At 41.3% G+C, this 19,764-nt stretch carries 19 protein-coding genes, 1 tRNA gene and 1 pseudogene; 13 read left to right on the top strand and 8 right to left on the bottom strand.

Translation table 11 applies throughout. The features are described from left to right. The first annotated feature begins 32 nt into the window (after positions 1-32). From hslR to pckA, 3 genes are all read left to right on the top strand, one after another. Positions 33-473, top strand: a complete 441-nt coding sequence (gene hslR / locus PR799_RS10325) for a ribosome-associated heat shock protein Hsp15 (RefSeq protein ID WP_154637861.1) — start codon at positions 33-35, stop codon at positions 471-473. Between the two features lie 28 nt (positions 474-501). Beyond that, on the top strand, positions 502-1,374 hold the full coding sequence (gene hslO / locus PR799_RS10320; RefSeq protein WP_272521965.1) for an Hsp33 family molecular chaperone HslO: 873 nt from the start codon (positions 502-504) through the stop codon (positions 1,372-1,374). Between the two features lie 203 nt (positions 1,375-1,577). Continuing rightward, positions 1,578-3,197, top strand: coding sequence for a phosphoenolpyruvate carboxykinase (ATP) (gene pckA / locus PR799_RS10315; RefSeq protein ID WP_272521964.1), 1,620 nt, complete (start codon positions 1,578-1,580; stop codon positions 3,195-3,197). 100 nt (positions 3,198-3,297) lie between these two features. Here pckA and PR799_RS10310 read toward each other — a convergent pair whose 3' ends face one another. Beyond that, complete coding sequence (locus PR799_RS10310) at positions 3,298-3,996, bottom strand: pirin family protein (RefSeq protein ID WP_154602147.1); 699 nt, start codon at positions 3,994-3,996, stop codon at positions 3,298-3,300. A 485-nt stretch (positions 3,997-4,481) separates the two neighbouring features. Next, positions 4,482-5,678 carry an NAD(P)/FAD-dependent oxidoreductase gene (locus PR799_RS10305; protein WP_272521963.1) on the bottom strand — a complete coding sequence of 399 codons (1,197 nt, stop codon included), beginning with the start codon at positions 5,676-5,678 and terminating at the stop codon, positions 4,482-4,484. A gap of 376 nt (positions 5,679-6,054) precedes the next feature. On the opposite strand from PR799_RS10305, the gene pitA reads away from it, so the two are divergent. Beyond that, positions 6,055-7,542: an inorganic phosphate transporter PitA gene (pitA, locus tag PR799_RS10300; protein ID WP_036950148.1), complete on the top strand. Its 1,488-nt coding sequence runs from the start codon at positions 6,055-6,057 to the stop codon at positions 7,540-7,542. A 99-nt stretch (positions 7,543-7,641) separates the two neighbouring features. Here pitA and uspB read toward each other — a convergent pair whose 3' ends face one another. After that, complete coding sequence (gene uspB, locus PR799_RS10295) at positions 7,642-7,977, bottom strand: universal stress protein UspB (RefSeq protein WP_036950083.1); 336 nt, start codon at positions 7,975-7,977, stop codon at positions 7,642-7,644. 433 nt (positions 7,978-8,410) lie between these two features. On the opposite strand from uspB, the gene uspA reads away from it, so the two are divergent. Next, the gene (uspA, locus tag PR799_RS10290; RefSeq protein WP_006657449.1) at positions 8,411-8,845 is read left to right on the top strand and encodes a universal stress protein UspA; all 435 of its coding nucleotides are present in this window, start codon (positions 8,411-8,413) and stop codon (positions 8,843-8,845) included. A gap of 268 nt (positions 8,846-9,113) precedes the next feature. Continuing rightward, entirely contained in the window at positions 9,114-10,448 is a 1,335-nt protein-coding gene (gdhA, locus tag PR799_RS10285; protein WP_154627298.1) for an NADP-specific glutamate dehydrogenase, read from the top strand. An 83-nt stretch (positions 10,449-10,531) separates the two neighbouring features. Here gdhA and rsmJ read toward each other — a convergent pair whose 3' ends face one another. Both rsmJ and prlC read right to left on the bottom strand, forming a co-directional pair. After that, complete coding sequence (rsmJ, locus tag PR799_RS10280; protein ID WP_154602148.1) at positions 10,532-11,302, bottom strand: 16S rRNA (guanine(1516)-N(2))-methyltransferase RsmJ; 771 nt, start codon at positions 11,300-11,302, stop codon at positions 10,532-10,534. Then, a complete protein-coding gene (gene prlC / locus PR799_RS10275; RefSeq protein WP_272521960.1) occupies positions 11,295-13,337 on the bottom strand; it encodes an oligopeptidase A in 2,043 nt (680 codons plus the stop codon). Before prlC ends, rsmJ begins: the two co-directional genes overlap by 8 nt. Positions 13,338-13,619: 282 nt before the next feature. Here prlC and PR799_RS10270 point away from each other — a divergent pair. Then, positions 13,620-13,714, top strand: a tRNA-Sec gene (locus PR799_RS10270). Positions 13,715-13,775: 61 nt separating this feature from the next. Beyond that, positions 13,776-13,925 (top strand): annotated as a pseudogene (rhuM, locus tag PR799_RS10265) (RhuM family protein); the annotation flags it as partial. A gap of 77 nt (positions 13,926-14,002) precedes the next feature. On the opposite strand, the gene PR799_RS10260 reads toward rhuM, so the two are convergent. Then, positions 14,003-14,365 (bottom strand): YibL family ribosome-associated protein, encoded by a 363-nt coding sequence (locus tag PR799_RS10260; RefSeq protein ID WP_272521998.1) that lies wholly within the window; start codon positions 14,363-14,365, stop codon positions 14,003-14,005. A gap of 181 nt (positions 14,366-14,546) precedes the next feature. On the opposite strand from PR799_RS10260, the gene PR799_RS10255 reads away from it, so the two are divergent. Both PR799_RS10255 and PR799_RS10250 read left to right on the top strand, forming a co-directional pair. Next, on the top strand, positions 14,547-14,912 hold the full coding sequence (locus PR799_RS10255) for a DUF7079 family protein (RefSeq protein WP_272521958.1): 366 nt from the start codon (positions 14,547-14,549) through the stop codon (positions 14,910-14,912). Between the two features lie 10 nt (positions 14,913-14,922). After that, positions 14,923-15,264, top strand: a complete 342-nt coding sequence (locus tag PR799_RS10250; protein ID WP_272521957.1) for a hypothetical protein — start codon at positions 14,923-14,925, stop codon at positions 15,262-15,264. 313 nt (positions 15,265-15,577) lie between these two features. Here the strand turns inward: PR799_RS10250 and PR799_RS10245 are convergent, their stop codons facing one another. Next, positions 15,578-15,901 (bottom strand): helix-turn-helix domain-containing protein, encoded by a 324-nt coding sequence (locus PR799_RS10245; protein ID WP_036950403.1) that lies wholly within the window; start codon positions 15,899-15,901, stop codon positions 15,578-15,580. 745 nt (positions 15,902-16,646) lie between these two features. Between PR799_RS10245 and PR799_RS10240 the strand changes: the two genes are divergently transcribed. Next, positions 16,647-17,186: a DUF2058 domain-containing protein gene (locus PR799_RS10240; RefSeq protein WP_272521955.1), complete on the top strand. Its 540-nt coding sequence runs from the start codon at positions 16,647-16,649 to the stop codon at positions 17,184-17,186. A gap of 4 nt (positions 17,187-17,190) precedes the next feature. Here the strand turns inward: PR799_RS10240 and PR799_RS10235 are convergent, their stop codons facing one another. Beyond that, positions 17,191-17,889, bottom strand: a complete 699-nt coding sequence (locus PR799_RS10235; protein WP_272521953.1) for an RluA family pseudouridine synthase — start codon at positions 17,887-17,889, stop codon at positions 17,191-17,193. A gap of 181 nt (positions 17,890-18,070) precedes the next feature. Here PR799_RS10235 and PR799_RS10230 point away from each other — a divergent pair, with 181 nt between their 5' ends. Together PR799_RS10230 and PR799_RS10225 are read left to right on the top strand one after the other, a co-directional pair. After that, entirely contained in the window at positions 18,071-18,553 is a 483-nt protein-coding gene (locus PR799_RS10230; RefSeq protein ID WP_181477794.1) for a cold-shock protein, read from the top strand. A 733-nt stretch (positions 18,554-19,286) separates the two neighbouring features. Next, positions 19,287-19,607, top strand: a complete 321-nt coding sequence (locus tag PR799_RS10225; protein WP_272521951.1) for a helix-turn-helix domain-containing protein — start codon at positions 19,287-19,289, stop codon at positions 19,605-19,607. The last annotated feature ends 157 nt before the right edge of the window (positions 19,608-19,764 follow it).

Below are 19,764 nucleotides of genomic sequence, written 5' to 3'. Positions count from 1 at the left end.
TTTGGCATTCAAACTAAGTGTGAGGAGGCACCATGAAGCCGTTATCGACAAATCAATCTTCAACAAAGCCATCATCCGCTGAGCCAGTTCGCCTTGATAAATGGCTATGGGTTGCACGTTTTTACAAAACACGTTCAATTGCTCGTGAGATGATTGATGGCGGAAAAGTTCATTATAATGGGCAAAGAAGTAAGCCGGGCAAAATTGTTGAATTGGGTGCGATGATAAAAGTACGCCAAGGAAATGATGAGCGGATTGTCGAAGTACTCGAGATCAGCAATCAACGTAAAGGCGCACCAGAAGCTCAGCTACTCTACCGTGAAACCGTAGAAAGCCTTGAACAACGCGAAAAGATGGCGATGGCACGTAAGATGAATGCACTCACGATGCCACATCCTGACAGACGTCCCGATAAAAAAGAGCGTCGGACTCTGCTAAAATTTAAACACACGAATTCCCATGAATCGTCTTAATAGACTGCCTGAGTAATAGAGAGAAATTATGGCTAAACAAGACCAACTCCACCGTTTTCTGTTTGAACAGCATGCGGTACGTGGAGAAATGATTACTGTCGATGAGACTTTTCATCATATTCTAGAAAATCATGATTACCCAGAAGCTGTCAAAATGCTACTGGGCGAACTGCTGGTTGCGACCAGCTTACTGACTGCTACTTTAAAATTTGATGGTGATATTACCGTTCAAATCCAAGGTGATGGCCCAGTTAAGTTAGCCGTGATTAACGGTAATAACTTACAACAAATGCGCGGTGTTGCACGTGTTGATGGCCCTGTTGTTGCGGGAAGTACGTTACAGCAAATGATTGGTAACGGGTTTATTGTCATCACGATTACACCAAAACAAGGTGAGCGTTATCAAGGGATTGTGGCGATTGAAGGCAACAGCATTGAAGAGAGTATTGATGCTTATTTCCGCCAATCTGAACAGTTACCGACTCGCTTGTTTATCCGCGTTAGTGAACAAGATGGCAAAGCGATTGCTGGCGGGATGTTGCTGCAAGTTTTACCTGCTGCAGGAGAGACTAGCCACGAGTTTTTTGATCACTTAGTGCAACTGACTGCGACTATCAAAGGCAAAGAGCTGAGCGAGTTAGACGTGAAAGAGGTACTTCATCGTCTGTATCATGAGGAAGATGTCACTCTGTATGACCCACAATCTGTTGAGTTCCGTTGCACTTGTTCACGTGAACGTTGTGAAGCGTCTTTAGCAACATTAACCCATGAAGATGTTATGGATATTTTGCACAAAGATGGGAAAATTGATATGGAGTGTGAATATTGTGGCTCACACTATGTATTTATTGAATCCGATATCATCGGGTTAAATAATGAGCAAAATCAGCAACTTCACTGATACGATTTAGCAACCTAATTATGTGACGAGGGTGCAATTTTGCACCCTTTTTTTATAATTTTAAAGGATTATAACGTGCTCTAAGTCTCATTATGAATTAAAAAAAATTATACATTTTCAATTCTTTGATAACTATCGCTGTTAATTAGTCGTAAAGATTTATGATCGTCGGCAGAATAGCTATGTTTACCAGGAGCAATATAATGAGCGCTAAAAGCATTACCCTGAAGGATCTCGAAAAGTACGGCATTCATGACGTCGCTGAAGTTGTTTATAACCCAAGTTATGAGCTGTTATTTCAGGAAGAAACCAAGCCAGGTCTTGAAGGTTATGAACGCGGTACTGTCACTACATTAGGTGCTGTTGCTGTTGATACCGGTATTTTTACAGGACGTTCCCCAAAAGATAAATATATCGTTCGCGATGATGTCACCCGTGATACCGTTTGGTGGGCTGACCAAGGTAAAGGTAAAAACGATAACAAACCAATGAGCCAAGAGGTTTGGAGCAGCCTGAAACACTTAGTGACTGAGCAGTTATCAGGTAAACGTTTGTTTGTTGTGGATGCATTCTGTGGTGCGAACGCAGATACTCGTCTGAAAGTCCGTTTTATCACTGAGGTTGCATGGCAAGCTCACTTCGTGAAAAACATGTTCATTCGTCCTTCTGATGAAGAATTAGTGGGTTTTGAACCAGACTTTATCGTGATGAACGGTGCAAAATGCACTAACCCGAATTGGAAAGAACAAGGTCTGAACTCAGAAAACTTTGTTGCTTTCAACTTAACTGAGCGTATGCAGTTAATCGGCGGTTCTTGGTACGGCGGTGAAATGAAGAAAGGGATGTTCTCTATGATGAACTACCTGCTGCCATTAAAAGGCATCGCTTCCATGCACTGCTCAGCAAACGTCGGTGAAGAAGGCGACGTTGCGATTTTCTTCGGCCTGTCTGGTACGGGTAAAACCACACTGTCTACAGATCCAAAACGTAAGTTAATTGGTGATGATGAGCACGGTTGGGATGATGACGGCGTATTCAACTTCGAAGGCGGTTGCTACGCGAAGACTATCAACCTGTCTAAAGAAGCTGAGCCAGACATCTATGGCGCAATCAAACGTGATGCGTTATTGGAAAACGTCATGGTATTGGCTGATGGTTCAGTTGATTTTAATGACGGTTCTAAAACTGAGAACACGCGTGTTTCTTACCCTATTTACCACATCGATAATATCGTAAAACCAGTTTCTAAAGCGGGTCACGCGACAAAAGTTATCTTCCTGACGGCAGATGCATTCGGTGTGTTACCACCCGTTTCTCGTTTAACGCCAGAACAAACTCAGTACCACTTCCTGTCTGGTTTCACAGCGAAATTGGCGGGTACAGAGCGTGGTGTGACTGAACCAACTCCAACATTCTCTGCATGTTTCGGCGCGGCGTTCTTATCTCTGCACCCAACGCAATACGCGGAAGTGTTGGTGAAGCGTATGGAAGCAGCAGGTGCGAAAGCATACTTAGTTAACACAGGCTGGAACGGTACAGGCAAACGTATCTCTATTAAAGATACTCGTGCAATCATCGATGCTATCTTAAGTGGCGATATCGAAAAAGCCGATACCATCAAGCTACCAGTATTTGATTTAGAAGTCCCAACAGCATTACCGGGTGTGGATACCAATATCCTTGACCCACGTAATACGTATGCTGATAAATCTCAGTGGGATGAAAAATCTAAAGACTTAGCAGATCGCTTCGTGAAGAACTTCGATAAGTACACTGATACCCCTGCAGGTGCGGCACTGGTTAAAGCCGGTCCTAAACTGTAATTTCGGGTAGCTCAGATAAAAAAAGGCTCTACAACCATTGAAGATAACTTCATGGTGTAGAGCCTTTCCCATTGGTGTTAGCGTTTACTTACCTGAAAAGTTATTCCGCAGCAGGCAAGTCAAAAACTAAAATTTCACTGTCTTCATCAGCTTTAATGGTTAACTGATTTTCTTGCCAAATGGCTAAGCCATCGCTAGCCGTCGCTTTCTGCCCGTTAACTTCAATATTGCCTTTAACGACTTGGATCCAAACAACGCGTTTCTCTGCGATGTCGTAGGTGCTTTGCTCATTAGCTGGCAATGCCCAGCGCCATAAGGTCATGTCTTGGTTAACTTTCAGTGAGCCATCGCGTGCATCTGGTGATAACACCAATTGCTTACCACTTGTCGAATCAAAGCGTTTTTGCTCGTAACGTGGTTCGATGCCATTTTTATCTGGAATGATCCAAATTTGGTATAAACGCAGCTCTTTTTCATTGCTTGGGTTGTATTCAGAGTGACGAACACCTGTTCCCGCGCTCATGATTTGGAATTCACCCGCTGGGATCTGTTCCATATTGCCCATGCTATCTTTGTGCTCAACTGCACCATCCAGTACGTAGGTCAATATTTCCATGTCTTTATGAGGGTGAGTACCGAACCCTTGTCCCGCAGCGATGTAGTCTTCATTGATGACTCTTAACGCTGAGAAACCCATAAATTTCTCATCATAATAGTTAGCGAACGAGAAAGTGTGCCAGCTGTCCAGCCAACCGTGGTTTGCGTGTCCGCGTTCATTTGCTTGGCGTAAATAGATCATTGAGTCATCTCCTTAAAAGCGGATATCCAATTTTCATTGGGCTCTTGCTTAACTTGTTGATGACAGTTTAGCCAAATTGCAGAAAGAGAAAAGTAGGCGGTATTAACCATAGGATCCAAAAAATTTGAATAAGATTCCGAGGTATCACTAAGATGATTTGCGGTATGAAATGGCAAGTTTTAGCAGGGGGGAGATACAGTGTATCAATAGCAGGGCACAGATAAAAAAATAGCCAGCATAAGCTGGCTAAAGTAAACACTGGAAGCAATGTGAGCAATGTCGTACCTCCTACAAGAGACTGACTAAGTTAAGTCGCCTGCGGAAGATGTGATAATGATAATAGTTATCACTATCGTTTGTAAAGAGTTATTTTTAACCAATTTTAGATTTATTTAAACCCAGTGCTCAACTGCCTGATTTGGTTGGAATTAAATAATATCCATTATTTTTCAATGGATTAAATAATTTCATAAAAGGGTGAGCGATTAAGCTTGATGGGGTAAGTTTTCCGCACACGCAGAAGCGGAACTCCACGCCCATTGGAAATTGTATCCCCCTAACCAACCTGTCACGTCCATTACTTCTCCAATAAAATAGAGGCCGGAAGACTTGAGCGATTCCATGGTTTTGGATGAAATTTCATGAGTATCAACGCCGCCAAGGGTTACTTCCGCAGTACGATAGCCTTCTGTGCCGTTGGGTTGTACTTGCCAGTTATGCAGTGTGTCATCGAGAGCATCAATCTGTGCGTGAGTGAGCTGCTTGAGTGGGCAATCTGGAATCTGTCCAAGTTGTTGTAAAACCTCAATTAAGCGTTTAGGCAACAGCGTCGCTAAGGTATTTTTGAGTGATTGATTAGGGCGCTGCTGTTTCTCATTGGTCAGAAATTCCCCCAATGAAAGATCTGGAAGTAAGTTAATACTCACATACTCTCCAGGTTGCCAGTAATTTGAAATCTGTAAAATCGCTGGACCGGATAACCCTCGGTGGGTAAACAGGATATTTTCTTTAAATAGGACGCCGCTGGCGGATGTGACGGTTGCCGCCACGGAAACCCCAGAGAGGGCTTGCAGCGCTTCAAGTAGAGGCTTGTGTAAGGTAAAGGGAACGAGTGCAGCACGGGTAGGGATAATGCTGTGCCCAAATTGTTCGGCAAGGCGATAGCCAAACGGAGTTGCACCCAAACCTGGCATTGAAAGCCCCCCAGTCGCAACCACCAGTAAGCGAGTACTTACTTGATCCCCATTTACCGTGACAACATATCCGTCATCTGTTTTGTCGACTTGGGTGACTTCACTGCGTAGCTTGATAGCGACATTGGGCTGATCGCACTCACTTTTCAGCATATCGACGATATCTTGCGCACTATTGTCGCAAAATAGCTGTCCTAAGGTCTTTTCGTGATAAGGGATCTGATATTTACCAACAAGCTCAATAAAATCCCACTGTGTATAGCGAGCAAGTGCTGACTTACAAAAATGAGGGTTAGTCGAGAGATAGTTATTGTGATCGGCGTACATATTGGTGAAATTACAGCGCCCACCGCCGGACATTAAAATTTTACGCCCTAATTTTTTACCGTTATCCAGCACAAGGGTATTTAAACCGCGCTTACCCGCGAGTGAAGCACAAAATAATCCGGCCGCGCCTGCACCTAAAATAATAACGTCAATATTTCTCACAATTAGAACTCTCTATATATATGATTTTTATCATAATTACGATTATTTGTACCGCTATTTTACGCGATTTAATGTAGGTTGTAATGCAGCGGATCATCGAAGAATTAATGAAAAGTATGGTAGACGTATTATAATTAGGAAAAATCGCGAAAAAAGACTATTTCCCCCAGATTTTCACAAATTATCATAAAAAAAGTTTCAAAAATTCAGAATAACTTTAATTATGCTAACTGGATGATATTAAAGGGATAGTTTGTGTTTGATGGTTTTTTGATTGGTATTTAAATCAAAAAAAGGTCAGATTTCGCTTCCACCGCTAGCGTTTGTCACTGATAATGCGCCGCGTTCATGTCCAACCAATAATGGCTTAACGTCTATGCTACATCTTTTTACAGGTTTAGAATTTTACACAGGTCTATTGTTAGTTCTAGCACTGTTATTTGTGCTGTTCTATGAGGCGATTAACGGATTCCATGATACTGCTAACGCGGTCGCAACGGTGATTTACACCCGAGCAATGCGCGCTCAGTTCGCGGTTGTCATGGCCGGGGTATTTAACTTTTTCGGTGTCTTGCTGGGAGGGCTGAGCGTGGCGTATGCCATAGTTCATCTTTTACCAACAGACCTTCTCCTTAACGTGAGCTCTGCTCATGGCCTTGCAATGGTCTTTTCATTGCTACTGGCTGCTATCATCTGGAACCTTGGAACCTGGTATTTAGGTATTCCGGCATCAAGTTCTCACACGCTGATCGGTGCAATTATCGGTGTTGGTTTGACCAATGCGATAGTGACTGATACATCGGTGGTTGATGCACTGAATATTCCTAAAATGATCAGCATTTTCATGTCCTTAATTCTTTCTCCGGCTATCGGCTTTGTGATTGCTGGGCTGATGATTTTCATGTTACGCCGTTATTGGAGCGGAACGAAAAAACGTCGCCGTATTCACTTAACGCCAGCTGAGCGTGAGAAGAAAGATGGTAAACGTAAACCACCATTTTGGACGCGTACTGCATTGATCCTGTCTGCTGTCGGCGTGAGTTTCTCTCACGGCGCGAACGATGGGCAAAAAGGTATCGGTCTGATTATGCTGGTGTTAATCGGTGTTGCGCCAGCAGGTTTCGTCGTTAACATGAATTCAAACGGTTATGATATCGCGAGAACGCATGATGCGGTGGTTCATCTGCAACAATACTATGAAACACATAAACCAGCCTTAAACCACGCAATTGAAAATACGCCTATGATGGCGGAGAACAAGCCAGAAGAAGGCGAGTTCCATTGCGACAGCTCACGTACGCCAATTATCTTAAATCAAGCTCAGAAGATGCTCAGTGGCATTCAGAGCTATGATGAGTTAACACCTGACCAGCGCAACCAAACTCGTCGCCTGTTAATGTGTATCTCCGATACTGCGAATGCAGTGGCGAAGTTACCAGAAACTAGCGCGAAAGATGCAAGCTTACTGAAAAAGCTGAGTAATGACCTGCTGTATACTGTTGAGTATGCACCGTTATGGATTATCGTTGCTGTTGCGTTAGCACTGGCACTAGGTACCATGTTCGGCTGGCAGCGTGTTGCGGTGACTATCGGTGAGAAAATCGGTAAGAAAGGTATGACTTACGCACAAGGTGTATCGGCTCAGGTCACTGCGGCGGTCTCTATCGGTGTGGCAAGTTATACAGGTATGCCTGTTTCAACAACCCAAGTTCTCTCTTCTGCGGTAGCGGGTACGATGGTCGTTGATGGTGGTGGTGTTCAGAGCAAGACGATTAAGAGCATTGCGCTTGCATGGTTACTGACGCTTCCTGTTTCCATCATTCTGTCTGGTGTACTGTACTGGATTGCGCTGAAGATTATCTAATTAGCGTTAGATAAGACAAAAGCATTTTAAAATAGTGATGATCGGTTTCCGGTCATCACTATTTTTTTGCTTTGAATAAAGGGAATAACAAACGCGAGGTTAATTGGCTATCACCATATAGACCAAACTCACAACGACTAAAATGCTCAACCGGCTGATCAACATAAACTGCTTACGAATACGTTCACAACGGAATATCACATCAGGATCGTAGTGCTCAAGGTACTGTTTGGTATTGATATAGCGGACCAGGCGCAATTGCTTGTTCAGCTGGCCGTGAGTCGTGAAAAAGCCATTACCATCAACGGATTGATAAAGTAGGGGATCAGAATCCCTCAGAATAGATAATAAAACGCGAATAGATGAAAAATAGCGCATCATATTTAAGATGCACAAAATGCAGAGTGCCCAAAATAATGCAATTACACTGAACATAATCCCCTCCTTAGAACGAACCTAAATTGCCCCGTTGTCACTAAAGGAAATACCGCCAAAATATTGCACTAACATCATTTATTTTCATTGTAGGGCATGTCGTTACTTAAACACAATTCATTGCTTAAAAAAAGTGCAGATGGTTCAAGTTTTGACTTCAAAAAAGCGGCCATCACGAGCTGTTAATTTACAGATTGTTGATTACACTTACTGGCATTGCGGTAATTCGAATTTTGAACCGATATATATTAATATTGAATGAATGATGTTATTGTTTTATCAAATGTTCTGTCTTTTAATCCTTAAAAATTAATCTGCTAGATGTGATCAAAACGACACTTAGTTATCGCGATTAGCAGGTATAGTATATTCATAAGATATTGGTGAACGTCGTTAACCACCAGTTAAATCAGCATTTGGAAGGAGTTTACTTATGGCTTATAAACATATTCTTGTCGCGGTTGATTTATCACCTGAAAGTAAAGTTTTACTGGATAAAGCAGTTTCTATGGCAAAACCGTACGGAGCCAAAGTCTCTATGATCCATGTTGATGTTAATTACTCGGATCTGTACACCGGTCTTATCGATGTGAATTTAGGTGATATGCAACAGCGCATCACTGACGAAACTCGTAATTCACTAAAAGACCTTTCCGCAGGTGCGGGTTATGACATCCAAGAAACCCTTAGCGGTAGCGGTGACTTAGGTCAGGTGTTAGTGGATGCTATCAAAAAATACGACATGGACTTAGTTGTTTGCGGACATCACCAAGATTTCTGGAGCAAGTTGATGTCTTCAGCTCGCCAGCTAATCAATACTGTTCATGTGGATATGCTGATTGTTCCACTGAATGATGAAGAAGAATAATTCATTACAGACAAATTGAAATATTATTCACTGAAAATGCCTGCTTATGCAGGCGTTTTTTTTGCGACAAAATAATCGTCTGAAGGGAGTGATTGGCAGGTCAAGCAATTTTTTTTTCAAATGAGTAAAAAAAAACCTTGAATTGAGAATATAAACTAATGATATATTCAATAGGCAAACACAAATCGACCTCACATTTCCTAAAAAAAAAGATAAGAAATAGTGAGGCACCTCACAACAATATCCACATTGAAAAAGGAAGACAAAGATGGCGCAAACACTATCTTCATTCTTGGAGTCTGTCCAAAAAAGAGACCCTTCACAGCCTGAATTCCTACAAGCAGTGCGTGAAGTATTCACTTCTCTTTGGCCTTTCATTGAACAAAATTCAAAATATCGCGATCAAGCACTTCTCGAACGCTTCGTTGAGCCAGAAAGAGTGATCCAGTTCCGCGTGTGTTGGATGGACGATCAAGGCAAGGTACAAGTTAACCGCGCATGGCGTGTTCAATTTAGCTCTGCGATTGGTCCATTCAAAGGCGGCATGCGTTTCCACCCATCCGTTAACTTATCCATCCTGAAATTCTTAGGTTTCGAACAAACCCTCAAAAATGCACTGACAACCCTACCAATGGGCGGTGCAAAAGGCGGTTCTGACTTTGACCCTAAAGGAAAAAGCCATGGTGAAGTGATGCGTTTTTGCCAAGCATTAATGACAGAACTTTATCGCCACTTAGGGGCTGATACTGACGTTCCTGCTGGTGACATCGGGGTGGGCGGTCGTGAAGTTGGCTTTATGACTGGGATGATGAAAAAACTGTCTAATGACACCTCTTGCGTTTTCACCGGTAAAGGTCTGTCATTTGGTGGTAGCCTAATTCGTCCAGAAGCGACCGGTTACGGTCTTGTTTACTTCACTGATGCGATGCTCAAACGCCATGGTTTAGGCTTTGAAGGCATGCGAGTGGCGGTTTCAGGTTCGGGTAACGTTGCTCAGTACACCATTGAAAAATGTATGGAATTAGGTGCAAAAGTCGTTACTGCATCCGACTCTAGCGGTACTGTCGTGGATGAAGCCGGTTTCACCCCTGAAAAACTAGCACGCTTAGAAGCTATCAAAAACAACTACGGCCGTGTTGAAGAATACGCGAAAGAGTTTGGTTTGACTTACTTAGCAGGCAAGCAACCTTGGGGTGTTCCAGTGGATATCGCACTGCCATGTGCAACACAGAACGAACTGGATGTGGAAGCGGCTAAAGTGCTGATCCAAAACGGTGTTAAAGCTGTCGCGGAAGGCGCAAACATGCCAACTACTATTCCTGCAACTGAGCTGTTCCTTGAAGCAGGTGTTCTGTTTGCTCCAGGTAAAGCAGCAAACGCTGGCGGTGTTGCAACTTCTGGTCTAGAAATGGCGCAAAACGCAGCACGCTTAAGCTGGAAAGCAGAAAAAGTGGATACGCGTTTACACCACATCATGTTGGACATTCACCACCACTGTGTTGAATTCGGTGGCGAAGCCAAACAAACCAACTACGTCCAAGGTGCGAACATTGCTGGCTTTGTAAAAGTCGCTGACGCTATGTTTGCACAAGGCGTTGTGTAAGGTTTAACTCAAAACGTAAGCGAAAGGGCGGTCGTGCAAGTTTGTCTGTGATAAACCGTACAAACGCCCTTCGCCGTTACGTTTTAATCGCTGTGTTTAATACAGGGATAGATATCGAATCGATGGCTTTTGGTTGTGACTGCTGAAGGTGCTTTTTGCCCCGCAAGCGGTTCGGCGTAATCCGGTCGCTTAACCACAACACGGCGTTTTGCCAGCGCAATGGCTGGTGCCAGTAAAGAATCTGCATCATCATCAGCCCCGACCAATGACTGAAACACCCGCATCTCTTTTTTCACTAATGCACTTTTTTGCCGATGTGGGTACATCGGGTCGAGGTAAATCACGTCTGGCGCTTCAGTTATTTCGGCTAATGCGGTAATACTTGATGCGTGGATCAGTGACATTCGTGATTGTAACCATTCCCCAATTTCAGGGTCTTGATAGCCACGTTGCAAACCATCATCAAGCAGTGCAGCCACCACCGGATGACGCTCTAACATTCGCACTTTACAGCCCAAAGCTGCCAGTACAAAAGCATCGCGTCCTAGACCAGCTGTTGCATCAATCACATCGGGTAGATACTCTTTTTTGATCCCCACCGCTTTAGCAACTGCCTCACCGCGCCCACCACCAAATTTACGGCGATGCGCCATTGCACCTGAGACAAAATCCACAAAGATGCCGCCTAATTTTGGCTCATCCATTTTGCGTAATTGCAGGTTTTCGGGGGTTAACACCAATGCCATCAAGGCGTCAGGTGTATGCGTGAGTTGCCATTTTTCAGCAAGTTGATTGAGAGTGCCGATATCGGCACCCTCTTCACAGATTAATTGGATAGCAATCTTCTCAGCCATGAATACCGTAGCTCTTCAACATCGCATCTAATTCTGGCTTACGACCACGGAAACGTTCGAACAGTACCATCGGCGCTTCAGAGCCCCCGCGACTTAAAATATTGTCGAGGAAGGATTGGCCAGTTTGGCGATTAAAAATGCCTTCTTCAGAGAAGCGAGAGAACGCATCGGCAGCCAACACATCCGCCCATAAATAGCTGTAATAACCCGCCGCGTAACCACCGGCAAAAATATGGCTAAATGCGTGTGGGAAACGTCCCCATTTTGGTGATGGTACTACGGCAACTTTTTCTTTAATAGCGTACAGCGTTGGCATCACTTGCGCGCCTTTTGCTGGGTCATATTCTGCGTGTAAGGTGAAATCAAACAGACCAAACTCAAGCTGGCGCAGTACAAACATCGCAGACTGGTAGTTTTTCGCAGCTAGCATGCTTTGTAGCATATCGGATGGTAATGGCTCGCCAGTTTCATAATGACCGGAGATAAACTCAAGGGCTTCAGGCTCCCAGCACCAGTTCTCCATAAATTGGCTTGGTAATTCAACAGCATCCCATGGAACCCCATTGATACCCGCCACATCGGCCACATCAATCTGGGTCAGCATATGGTGCAGACCATGACCAAATTCGTGGAACAGGGTGATGACTTCGTCGTGGGTAAATAAAGCAGGTTTATCCCCTAGCGGCTTATTAAAGTTGCAGGTTAAATAGGCAACAGGATTTTGCAGCGCACCATCTTTATGCACCATGCGACCCACGCAATCATCCATCCATGCACCGCCGCGTTTATGTTCGCGAGCATATAAATCGAGATAGAAGCTACCGCGCAGGGTGTTGGTATCATCATACAGTTCGAAGAAACGGACATCATCGTGCCAAGTTTCAACATCATGGCGCTCTTTCGCCGTTAAACCATAAATACGGTGAACCACTTCAAATAGCCCATTTAATACGCGCTGTTCTGGGAAATAAGGACGTAATTGCTCATCATTAAGTGAGAATTTATGCTGTTTTTGTTTTTCGCTGTAATAGGCTAAATCCCAAGATTCGAGGGTTTCAACACCATAATTTTCTTTCGCGAATGCGGTCAGTTCCGCGAGTTCTTCTTTACCTTGCTGATGAGCGCGGTTAGCCAAATCATTTAGGAAACCTAAAACTTGTTCAGGGGATTCTGCCATTTTGGTGGCGAGGGATTTTTCGGCAAAGTTTTTAAAACCAAGCAGTTGAGCCAGTTCATGGCGCAGTGCCATTAACTCATCGATAAGTTCGCTGTTATCCCATTTACCTGCGTTTGGACCTTGGTCTGAGGCGCGAGTGCTATAGGCATAGCTTATTTCGCGGCGCAGCTCTGCATTATCGGCATAGGTCATGACTGGCAGGTAGCTTGGCATATCTAAAGTCAGTAAATAGCCTTCTTCACCTTTAGATTCCGCCATCGCTTTTGCTGCGGCGATAGCGCTTTCTGGCATACCTGCCAGTTCGTTTTCATCTTTAATGAGTTTTGACCAACCCATTGTGGAATCTAGGACGTTATTACCAAACTTAGAGGCGATCTCCGATAAACGTGCGACGATTTCACCATAACGTTGCTGTTTTTCAGCAGGTAAACCAATACCGGACAGCTCAAAATCACGCAGGGTATTTTCGATAGATTTACGTTGAGCTTGGCTTAATTGATTAAATCCAGCGTCTTCTTTGAGGGATTTATAAGCTTGATACAGTGGCTCATGTTGTCCCATCCATGTACTGAATTCGGACAGTAATGGCAGGCATTGTTCATAAGCTTCACGCAGTTCAGGGCTATTTTTAACAGAATGTAGATGGCTCACTGGGGACCAAACGCGGGAGAGTTTATCGCTCGCTTCTTCTAATGGTTGGCATAGGTTGTCCCAAGTGTAGTGGCTGTTGGCCGCCAGAATATTTTCAACGGTTTGGCGATATTCGCCTAAAACATGTTCAACTGCTGGGAAAATATGTGCTGGTTCAATATGTTCAAAACGGGGCAATGCGGAATTGGCTAATAATGAGTTTGTCATAAAAAACATCCTTGAATGCAGGCTTGCGCTCGGGAGCCAAGGCTTACTGTGCTGACAATTAAAGTGTTGGCGGGGTGATTTTGAAATCAGCGCGCCGTATGTAGACATGAATAAGTATATGGGGGCAATTGTGCAAACCTCAATATCACATTTGTGCTTTTTGTTATCAGTTTTTGAGAATGGCGCGACATTATTGGTGTGCATCAATAATTTGAATGGTTGTTCTTACAATACCTTGGAAAATAAATAATTCAGTTTATAATCGAACACCTACCAAATAGAGGAAGATCGTCGTCTCCGGTGAGGCGGCTGGATTTCAAATCCAGTTGGGGCTGCCAGCAGTCCCGGGCAGGTTCGACTCCTGTGATCTTCCGCCACTTTTTTCCTCTTATCTTTGTATCAATACCATTTTTTGTAGTTTGTCTTAATCTATAAAGACTTGCTCAAAGCGCAACCGTCCGGAAATTCCGGATAGTTCGATTAGAGGGAAATGGTCAGGTTTCCAGAGAGATTGACTACTATAGTTTACTTGCCATTCTTGCGGTCGGTTACCGCGTCCGCTCTGTTCGCAGCACACAATTTCGTCAGAGAACTGCGCGCTTTCCAATACAGAAACCGCGCATTTTTCAATCTAGGCAAAACACCCACTAAGATAATTTTTCCAACTAAAAATCAGTTTTAGAAAAACCCGTCATAGCATCCAGCTCCATTTCGCGACCTAATGCTGTCATTGGGTGGACAATAACTAAGCCTCGTACGGATTTCTTCAGTTTGCCCATATCTGCTTGCTCTTTCTTAGTGATAGGGCGCTTGAATGGCATATCCATCAATTTTTGCGCTTCTTTGCTTAGCTTCTTGTGACGCGTTTCTTTCAGACGAGCGATTTCAACTTCCAGTGTCGCTTTTTCTTTTTCAAGTTCAGCGTACTTTTCCGCTTGAGTCGACAGCTGCATACTTGCCATTTGGTGACGAATAAGGTCCAAGCGGTCGCTAAGCGTTTTAATTTGTGTTTTTTCAGTTTCTTTCATCATTAATTAACCGTGAATAAATTTTCTGCTGGCAAGTATACATCATTCTGCTTTAGAGGGTGAAAAGGGATACTATTTGCTGATTATCTTATCTTTGAGTTCAGCATAGTATAGGGTGGGCTTTGAACTCTTTTTAGTCAGTTCAAACAAAGGCAAGTTGGCGATAGCAAAAATGATCATCATGAATACGAATAGACAGTTTACCGACAAAGACCTCTGCGCTGCTTTATCCTATATATATGTGGATAACCGGACGGATTACCAACATATTGCCTCTGTCGCAAAACACTTTCCGATTGAACATGTTGAACGAATGCTGATTCGATATGTTGCGCCCGTCTGTTACACGAATGGGCTAACGCCAGTGCCGCCCGTTTGGCTCTTTTTTGATGAAGATGAACTGTGGAACGATATTTGCGTATTAAAAACAAAAGAACGCAGTTTTTTGGGCAAATTTAAAAGAGACCTTTGCGCGTTATATTTTAAAAATAATCTTAAACATGAATGGCGGGAGTTAGTACAGTTTTTGCAAAATCAGCCTGTTTAGGGATAACCCAATGAAATATAAAATTGTCAACAAAGACCAAATTATAGGGACGAGCGAACTTGAAAGAAGCGACCCTCCAATGGGATTTGTTTTTGGTGAGCTAGAACCAACACCGTTTTATAAATCCAACATCAGCACTATGGGCTGTAAACTATATTGTTGTGAAACAGATGAGCGCTGTGAAACTCATGAAGAGATCCTTTGCGAATCCATCACTATTGACGATCACTCAGATGAATTTGGCGAGCAGTGTATCGAGGTAACGGTTTTAGTTGAGTCAGCAGAAGAGTTTGAGAAATTTTTTAAGCATCATCTAGACGCTTATGAAAAACAATTTATCTCAGAAGGCTAGTGGAGAAAGAACGTAACCATTTTTTTAGATACAATTTTTAAACTTACACAGGAAGCGCATCTACAATGATTTTTCATTGATTTAATTTCTTTAATTAAAAAAGAATATATAGCTTTAAATAAAGCTATTTTAGAAGTATTGATTAAAAAAATAGAAAAAACCCATGTTGAATGGGTTTTTAAAATTGTTTTTTATAGATTAAAAAACATTAATTCCAATTAATTATTTTTTTAATTGAGAATGAATGATAATAAGATTTAATTTAAATGATTTTAAATTAAACGCTAATTTAGTGTTATTAATCCATTGTGATTTATTTTGAAATTAGAGCGCCATGTTGCTCAAATAATAAATTAAACTCATCGTAAAGCTCTGGTTCCTTGGCTTCTATGCGTTCAGAAACAAAGAAGAAGAACGATTCTAAAGATACACCCAAATAATGAAGTAAAAGACATAAGGTAGATAAAGTTATTTCACAGATACCATTTTCATAGCGTGAAATTTGTTGTTGGGAAACTCCAATGAGTGAACCTAATTGTCTACCTGATAATAATTTTTTCCTTCTTAAGCTTGCAATTTCATCTGCGATAGCTTGAGAAAATGATTCTGTAATTCTCTCTATTTTTTTCAAACTCATCATAAACCTTAAATAAGAATCAATTTCAAAACATATTAAATAAAACAAATGCGTAAGCACGAATCTGTTTTTATTTTTAAACAAATTAAGAGTAAAAAACAATAGGGTGAAATTTGGCAATATTTCCAGCCAAAGCATGATTTACACATTATCCACAATGTGAGTTTGTTAAAATAAATAAATTACAAAAGGTTACGATATCCTTACTCGTAATATGGCTTAATTTGGCAGTGATAAAGTTCGTTATTATCCTTATACGTAGTTAATTTTAGATTTATATATCGTCAAAAATATATTTTCATAGTTACATTTTTAAAAAATCAAAGAATATGAATGCGTAACAATGAGGAATATAAAAATAACAATAAAATTCAGATGCATAGGCTATGCATTACTCAAGACATGCTTAGTAACAATTATGAATTAAAAAAATGAAATATACAAAATATGTCGAAATGTTATTTCAATGACATTTAATGACATTGAATTTGACTTAAGTTGTTGATGTTTGTGATTCAGATCACTTTAAGATGTATTGAAAATGACACATACATTTAAGACGCGGGTTTTATTTATGGGGTTGAAACAAATTCAGATTATTGTTGGTCACACCGACATTTTTGAAGGGAATGGATGACATGATGTTTTTATCATTCACCGAGCAAGAATCGCAAAAGTAACCGAAAAGAAATCTAATTTGCAGGTATAATCCCTTCAATTTCATTCAACAGGCTTAGATACCAACATGGCAAAACTCACCTTACAAGAGCAAATGCTCCAAGCGGGACTCGTCACCAGTAAAAAAATGGCGAAGGTACAGCGCACAGCGAAAAAATCACGAGTACAGGCTAGAGAAGCCAGAGAAGCGGTAGAAGAGAATAAAAAAGCGCTGCTTGAGCGTGATAAACAACTGAGCGATCAACAAAAGCAAGCGGCACTGACAAAAGAGTATAAAGCTCAGGTGAAGCAGCTGATTGAGATGAACAAAATTGACGTGGCGAAAGGCGATATCAGCTTTAACTTCACAGATAATAATGTCATCAAGCAAGTGGTCGTCGATAAAACAACGCAAACCCAACTTATTAGCGGCCGTCTCGCCATCGCGCGTTTAGCGACTGACAATCCTGAAATGAGCACCTACGCGATTATCCCCGCGAGTGTAGCGGATAAAATCGCTCAGCGTGATGAAAGCAGCATCGTATTAAATAACGCCTTGAATCAGGAAGAGCAGGATGAAGACGATCCGTACGCAGACTTTAAAATCCCAGATGATTTAATGTGGTAGTCGTTTAGAACGGGCTTTTGCTGTGGGCGTGAATGGGTTCCCCAGTTATCGGATGAATAAAATCTAATTCACTGGCATGCAGCATCAGCCTCGGCGCAGGTTCTATATCTGCGGGCAGTAAGCCTCCATACAGATCACACCCCAAAATAGGATGACCGAAAAGTTGGCTATGAATGCGCAGCTGATGGGTGCGTCCTGTTTCTGGGATAAACTTCACCCTCGTCAATGGCAATCTACACCCATCTTCTAGTTCATGATAAAACCGCTCAATTACCTGATAATAGGAACGTGCCGGTTTACCATGAGTCGGGCAAATCGACATTCGGGGAAACAGCGCCGGATCTTTGGCAATCGGTGCGTCTATCACTCCATCATCATTTTTTACATGGCCACATAGTAGTGCGCTGTAGGCTTTCGTCACGGTTCGCTGGCTAAACTGTCGGCATAATTCTGCATTTATGGCTTTATTGCGAGCCACGACCATGACACCTGAAGTACCAAAATCAAGGCGATGTACGAGAGTGCATTCAGGGAACCGTTGAACGAGCCGGTAATGTACTGAATCGAGATTTTGTGGATTCTTTCCTGAGAGGCTCAGTAGCCCCGAAGGTTTATTGATAAGAATAAGGTGCTCATCCTGCTCAATGATTTCAATGTCATCATGGCAAGGGGGCGCAATAAAGGTATCAATAATCGTCGACATCAGGTTACCCAGATAAAAAGTGGTTATAAATAATACCCAATTTTGCGCTTTTTGACGATGATGTTATTGGCTGATGTTATAGATAAATAGGCTAGACTAAAACTAAAGGCGTGGTCTGGGCAGGTATTGTGTTTTATACTGCGCGCTGTGAAATTGAGTCAACAAAGAAGGTGGTATGGCAATGAACGGAACAATCACAACATGGTTTGAAGATAAAGGTTTTGGGTTTCTCAAAGATGAAAACGGGGATAACCGTTATTTTCATGTGATTAAAGTTGCCAACCCAGAACTGATTAAAAAAGGGGCGGCGGTTACGTTTGAGCCGACCACAAATAATAAAGGTTTATCGGCCTTTGCGGTTAAAGTGATCCCTGAAAGCAAATATATCTATATTGCCGGTGAGCGCATTAAGCTGACGGCTATCAAATCATTCCGTATCTATTATGAAGATGTTCCGGCAGATACACGTATTGATAAAGAAAATACCGTGCTATCGATAGGTGCATTGATGAACAGTATTAAACCTAAAACGAATATTAAGCCGGGAGCTACTCGAGCGCTGAAAAAGCTGATTATCGAAACCCAGCATGGAACAACATTGACGTTCTCTGAAGATGAGATTGACGTGGATGAAACCATGAAACAACTTAAAGGCGTTAAATAGCTTTCGACAGAATTAAAAAATCTCCCCAATTCCATTGCCTCTTATTTAGAGGCAATGCTTTTTCAGTACTACCTTCGATGTCCTTTCCTAAATTTGAATAAAAAATCAACAAACAATCTAAAAAGAGAATATTTTTAATAAGCCATCGCTACATATTAAGCAAGATGTATTAATATATGCGCGAACCGCATTCTGATATGCCCAATTTATAGCGCCTTTATGGCATACAATCTGGATTGTAATTATTATGATGCGATTTAGTTATTATTAAGTTAGCAATCTAAATGAAAATTATTGCTAACCGAAAAATTAACCTGTAGAAATATATTTTTATATTGGTATATTACTCATCTCATGAGTTTTTTATTTTGTAAAATCCAATAAAGCTGTTTCAAATTGTAATTTATTGTAATAGAAAATTTATTTTATCTCGTTTTTTTATGCTTTTACTCCTTTCGTGTAAATTTCATTTTAAAAAAATAGAAAATATATTAAATAAATTGAATTAAATTTTATTTAATATATATCAGTTAGTTAAATATACTTATCATATTAAGAGTACTCTCGCTCGTTGTATTTTAATAAAGCCCGTCGATCAATGAATTGAATTTTGATAGACTGCACCTATCAAAATATTCTCGTTCGATCGATATAAACGTTTTTACTCTTATTTTAATGTATTTATTATTAATAAAAGTTAAATAACTTATTTCTTTATATTGGAGTGTGGTTAATGAAATCTAATATAATTAGTGGCCAGGTGGGAACTTTTTTAAGAAAAGCGCGAAAAGAGAAAAACATGACGGGAAAGCAGTTGGCAAAGTTAATAGGTATTAGCCAGCAACAGATATCCCGATACGAAATGGGAATCACTGCGATTACCTTAGATCAATTAGATATATTTTTAAGTATTTTAGATAAAAGATGGGTTGATGTTATAAAGTATGTTGAGAGTGAAGTAAACTCAGAAAGAGAAAAAGATAGCAAAGAAAATATTGGGAGATATATTTCTTGGAAAAGCTATTCAACAAAAACCATCATAAATAATTGCTAATTTTCTTCTTAATTTAAGAATAAAATAATCAGTATTATCTGGTTATTTTATTATTATTTCATCTATGGAAAATTAAGATTGTCTTTTATAAAACACACAATGAATGTGTTTTTTATGCTATGCAATTATATTTTTCTTCATGGATATTAAATAGAGA

The sequence above is a fragment of the Providencia sp. PROV202 genome (assembly GCF_028479565.1).
In the GTDB taxonomy this organism is placed as follows: domain Bacteria; phylum Pseudomonadota; class Gammaproteobacteria; order Enterobacterales; family Enterobacteriaceae; genus Providencia; species Providencia zhijiangensis.
This window is presented reverse-complemented; position numbering and strand designations above follow the sequence as displayed.

What these genes read in the sequence shown, in the direction of transcription:
- hslR (WP_154637861.1), top strand. Translation starts at nt 33, where the DNA reads ATGAAGCCGTTATCGACAAATCAATCTTCAACAAAGCCATCATCCGCT.
- hslO (WP_272521965.1), top strand. Translation starts at nt 502, where the DNA reads ATGGCTAAACAAGACCAACTCCACCGTTTTCTGTTTGAACAGCATGCG.
- pckA (WP_272521964.1), top strand. Translation starts at nt 1,578, where the DNA reads ATGAGCGCTAAAAGCATTACCCTGAAGGATCTCGAAAAGTACGGCATT.
- PR799_RS10310 (WP_154602147.1), bottom strand. Translation starts at nt 3,996, where the DNA reads ATGATCTATTTACGCCAAGCAAATGAACGCGGACACGCAAACCACGGT.
- pitA (WP_036950148.1), top strand. Translation starts at nt 6,055, where the DNA reads ATGCTACATCTTTTTACAGGTTTAGAATTTTACACAGGTCTATTGTTA.
- uspB (WP_036950083.1), bottom strand. Translation starts at nt 7,977, where the DNA reads ATGTTCAGTGTAATTGCATTATTTTGGGCACTCTGCATTTTGTGCATC.
- uspA (WP_006657449.1), top strand. Translation starts at nt 8,411, where the DNA reads ATGGCTTATAAACATATTCTTGTCGCGGTTGATTTATCACCTGAAAGT.
- gdhA (WP_154627298.1), top strand. Translation starts at nt 9,114, where the DNA reads ATGGCGCAAACACTATCTTCATTCTTGGAGTCTGTCCAAAAAAGAGAC.
- rsmJ (WP_154602148.1), bottom strand. Translation starts at nt 11,302, where the DNA reads ATGGCTGAGAAGATTGCTATCCAATTAATCTGTGAAGAGGGTGCCGAT.
- prlC (WP_272521960.1), bottom strand. Translation starts at nt 13,337, where the DNA reads ATGACAAACTCATTATTAGCCAATTCCGCATTGCCCCGTTTTGAACAT.
- PR799_RS10260 (WP_272521998.1), bottom strand. Translation starts at nt 14,365, where the DNA reads ATGAAAGAAACTGAAAAAACACAAATTAAAACGCTTAGCGACCGCTTG.
- PR799_RS10255 (WP_272521958.1), top strand. Translation starts at nt 14,547, where the DNA reads ATGAATACGAATAGACAGTTTACCGACAAAGACCTCTGCGCTGCTTTA.
- PR799_RS10250 (WP_272521957.1), top strand. Translation starts at nt 14,923, where the DNA reads ATGAAATATAAAATTGTCAACAAAGACCAAATTATAGGGACGAGCGAA.
- PR799_RS10245 (WP_036950403.1), bottom strand. Translation starts at nt 15,901, where the DNA reads ATGAGTTTGAAAAAAATAGAGAGAATTACAGAATCATTTTCTCAAGCT.
- PR799_RS10240 (WP_272521955.1), top strand. Translation starts at nt 16,647, where the DNA reads ATGGCAAAACTCACCTTACAAGAGCAAATGCTCCAAGCGGGACTCGTC.
- PR799_RS10235 (WP_272521953.1), bottom strand. Translation starts at nt 17,889, where the DNA reads ATGTCGACGATTATTGATACCTTTATTGCGCCCCCTTGCCATGATGAC.
- PR799_RS10230 (WP_181477794.1), top strand. Translation starts at nt 18,071, where the DNA reads ATGAACGGAACAATCACAACATGGTTTGAAGATAAAGGTTTTGGGTTT.
- PR799_RS10225 (WP_272521951.1), top strand. Translation starts at nt 19,287, where the DNA reads ATGAAATCTAATATAATTAGTGGCCAGGTGGGAACTTTTTTAAGAAAA.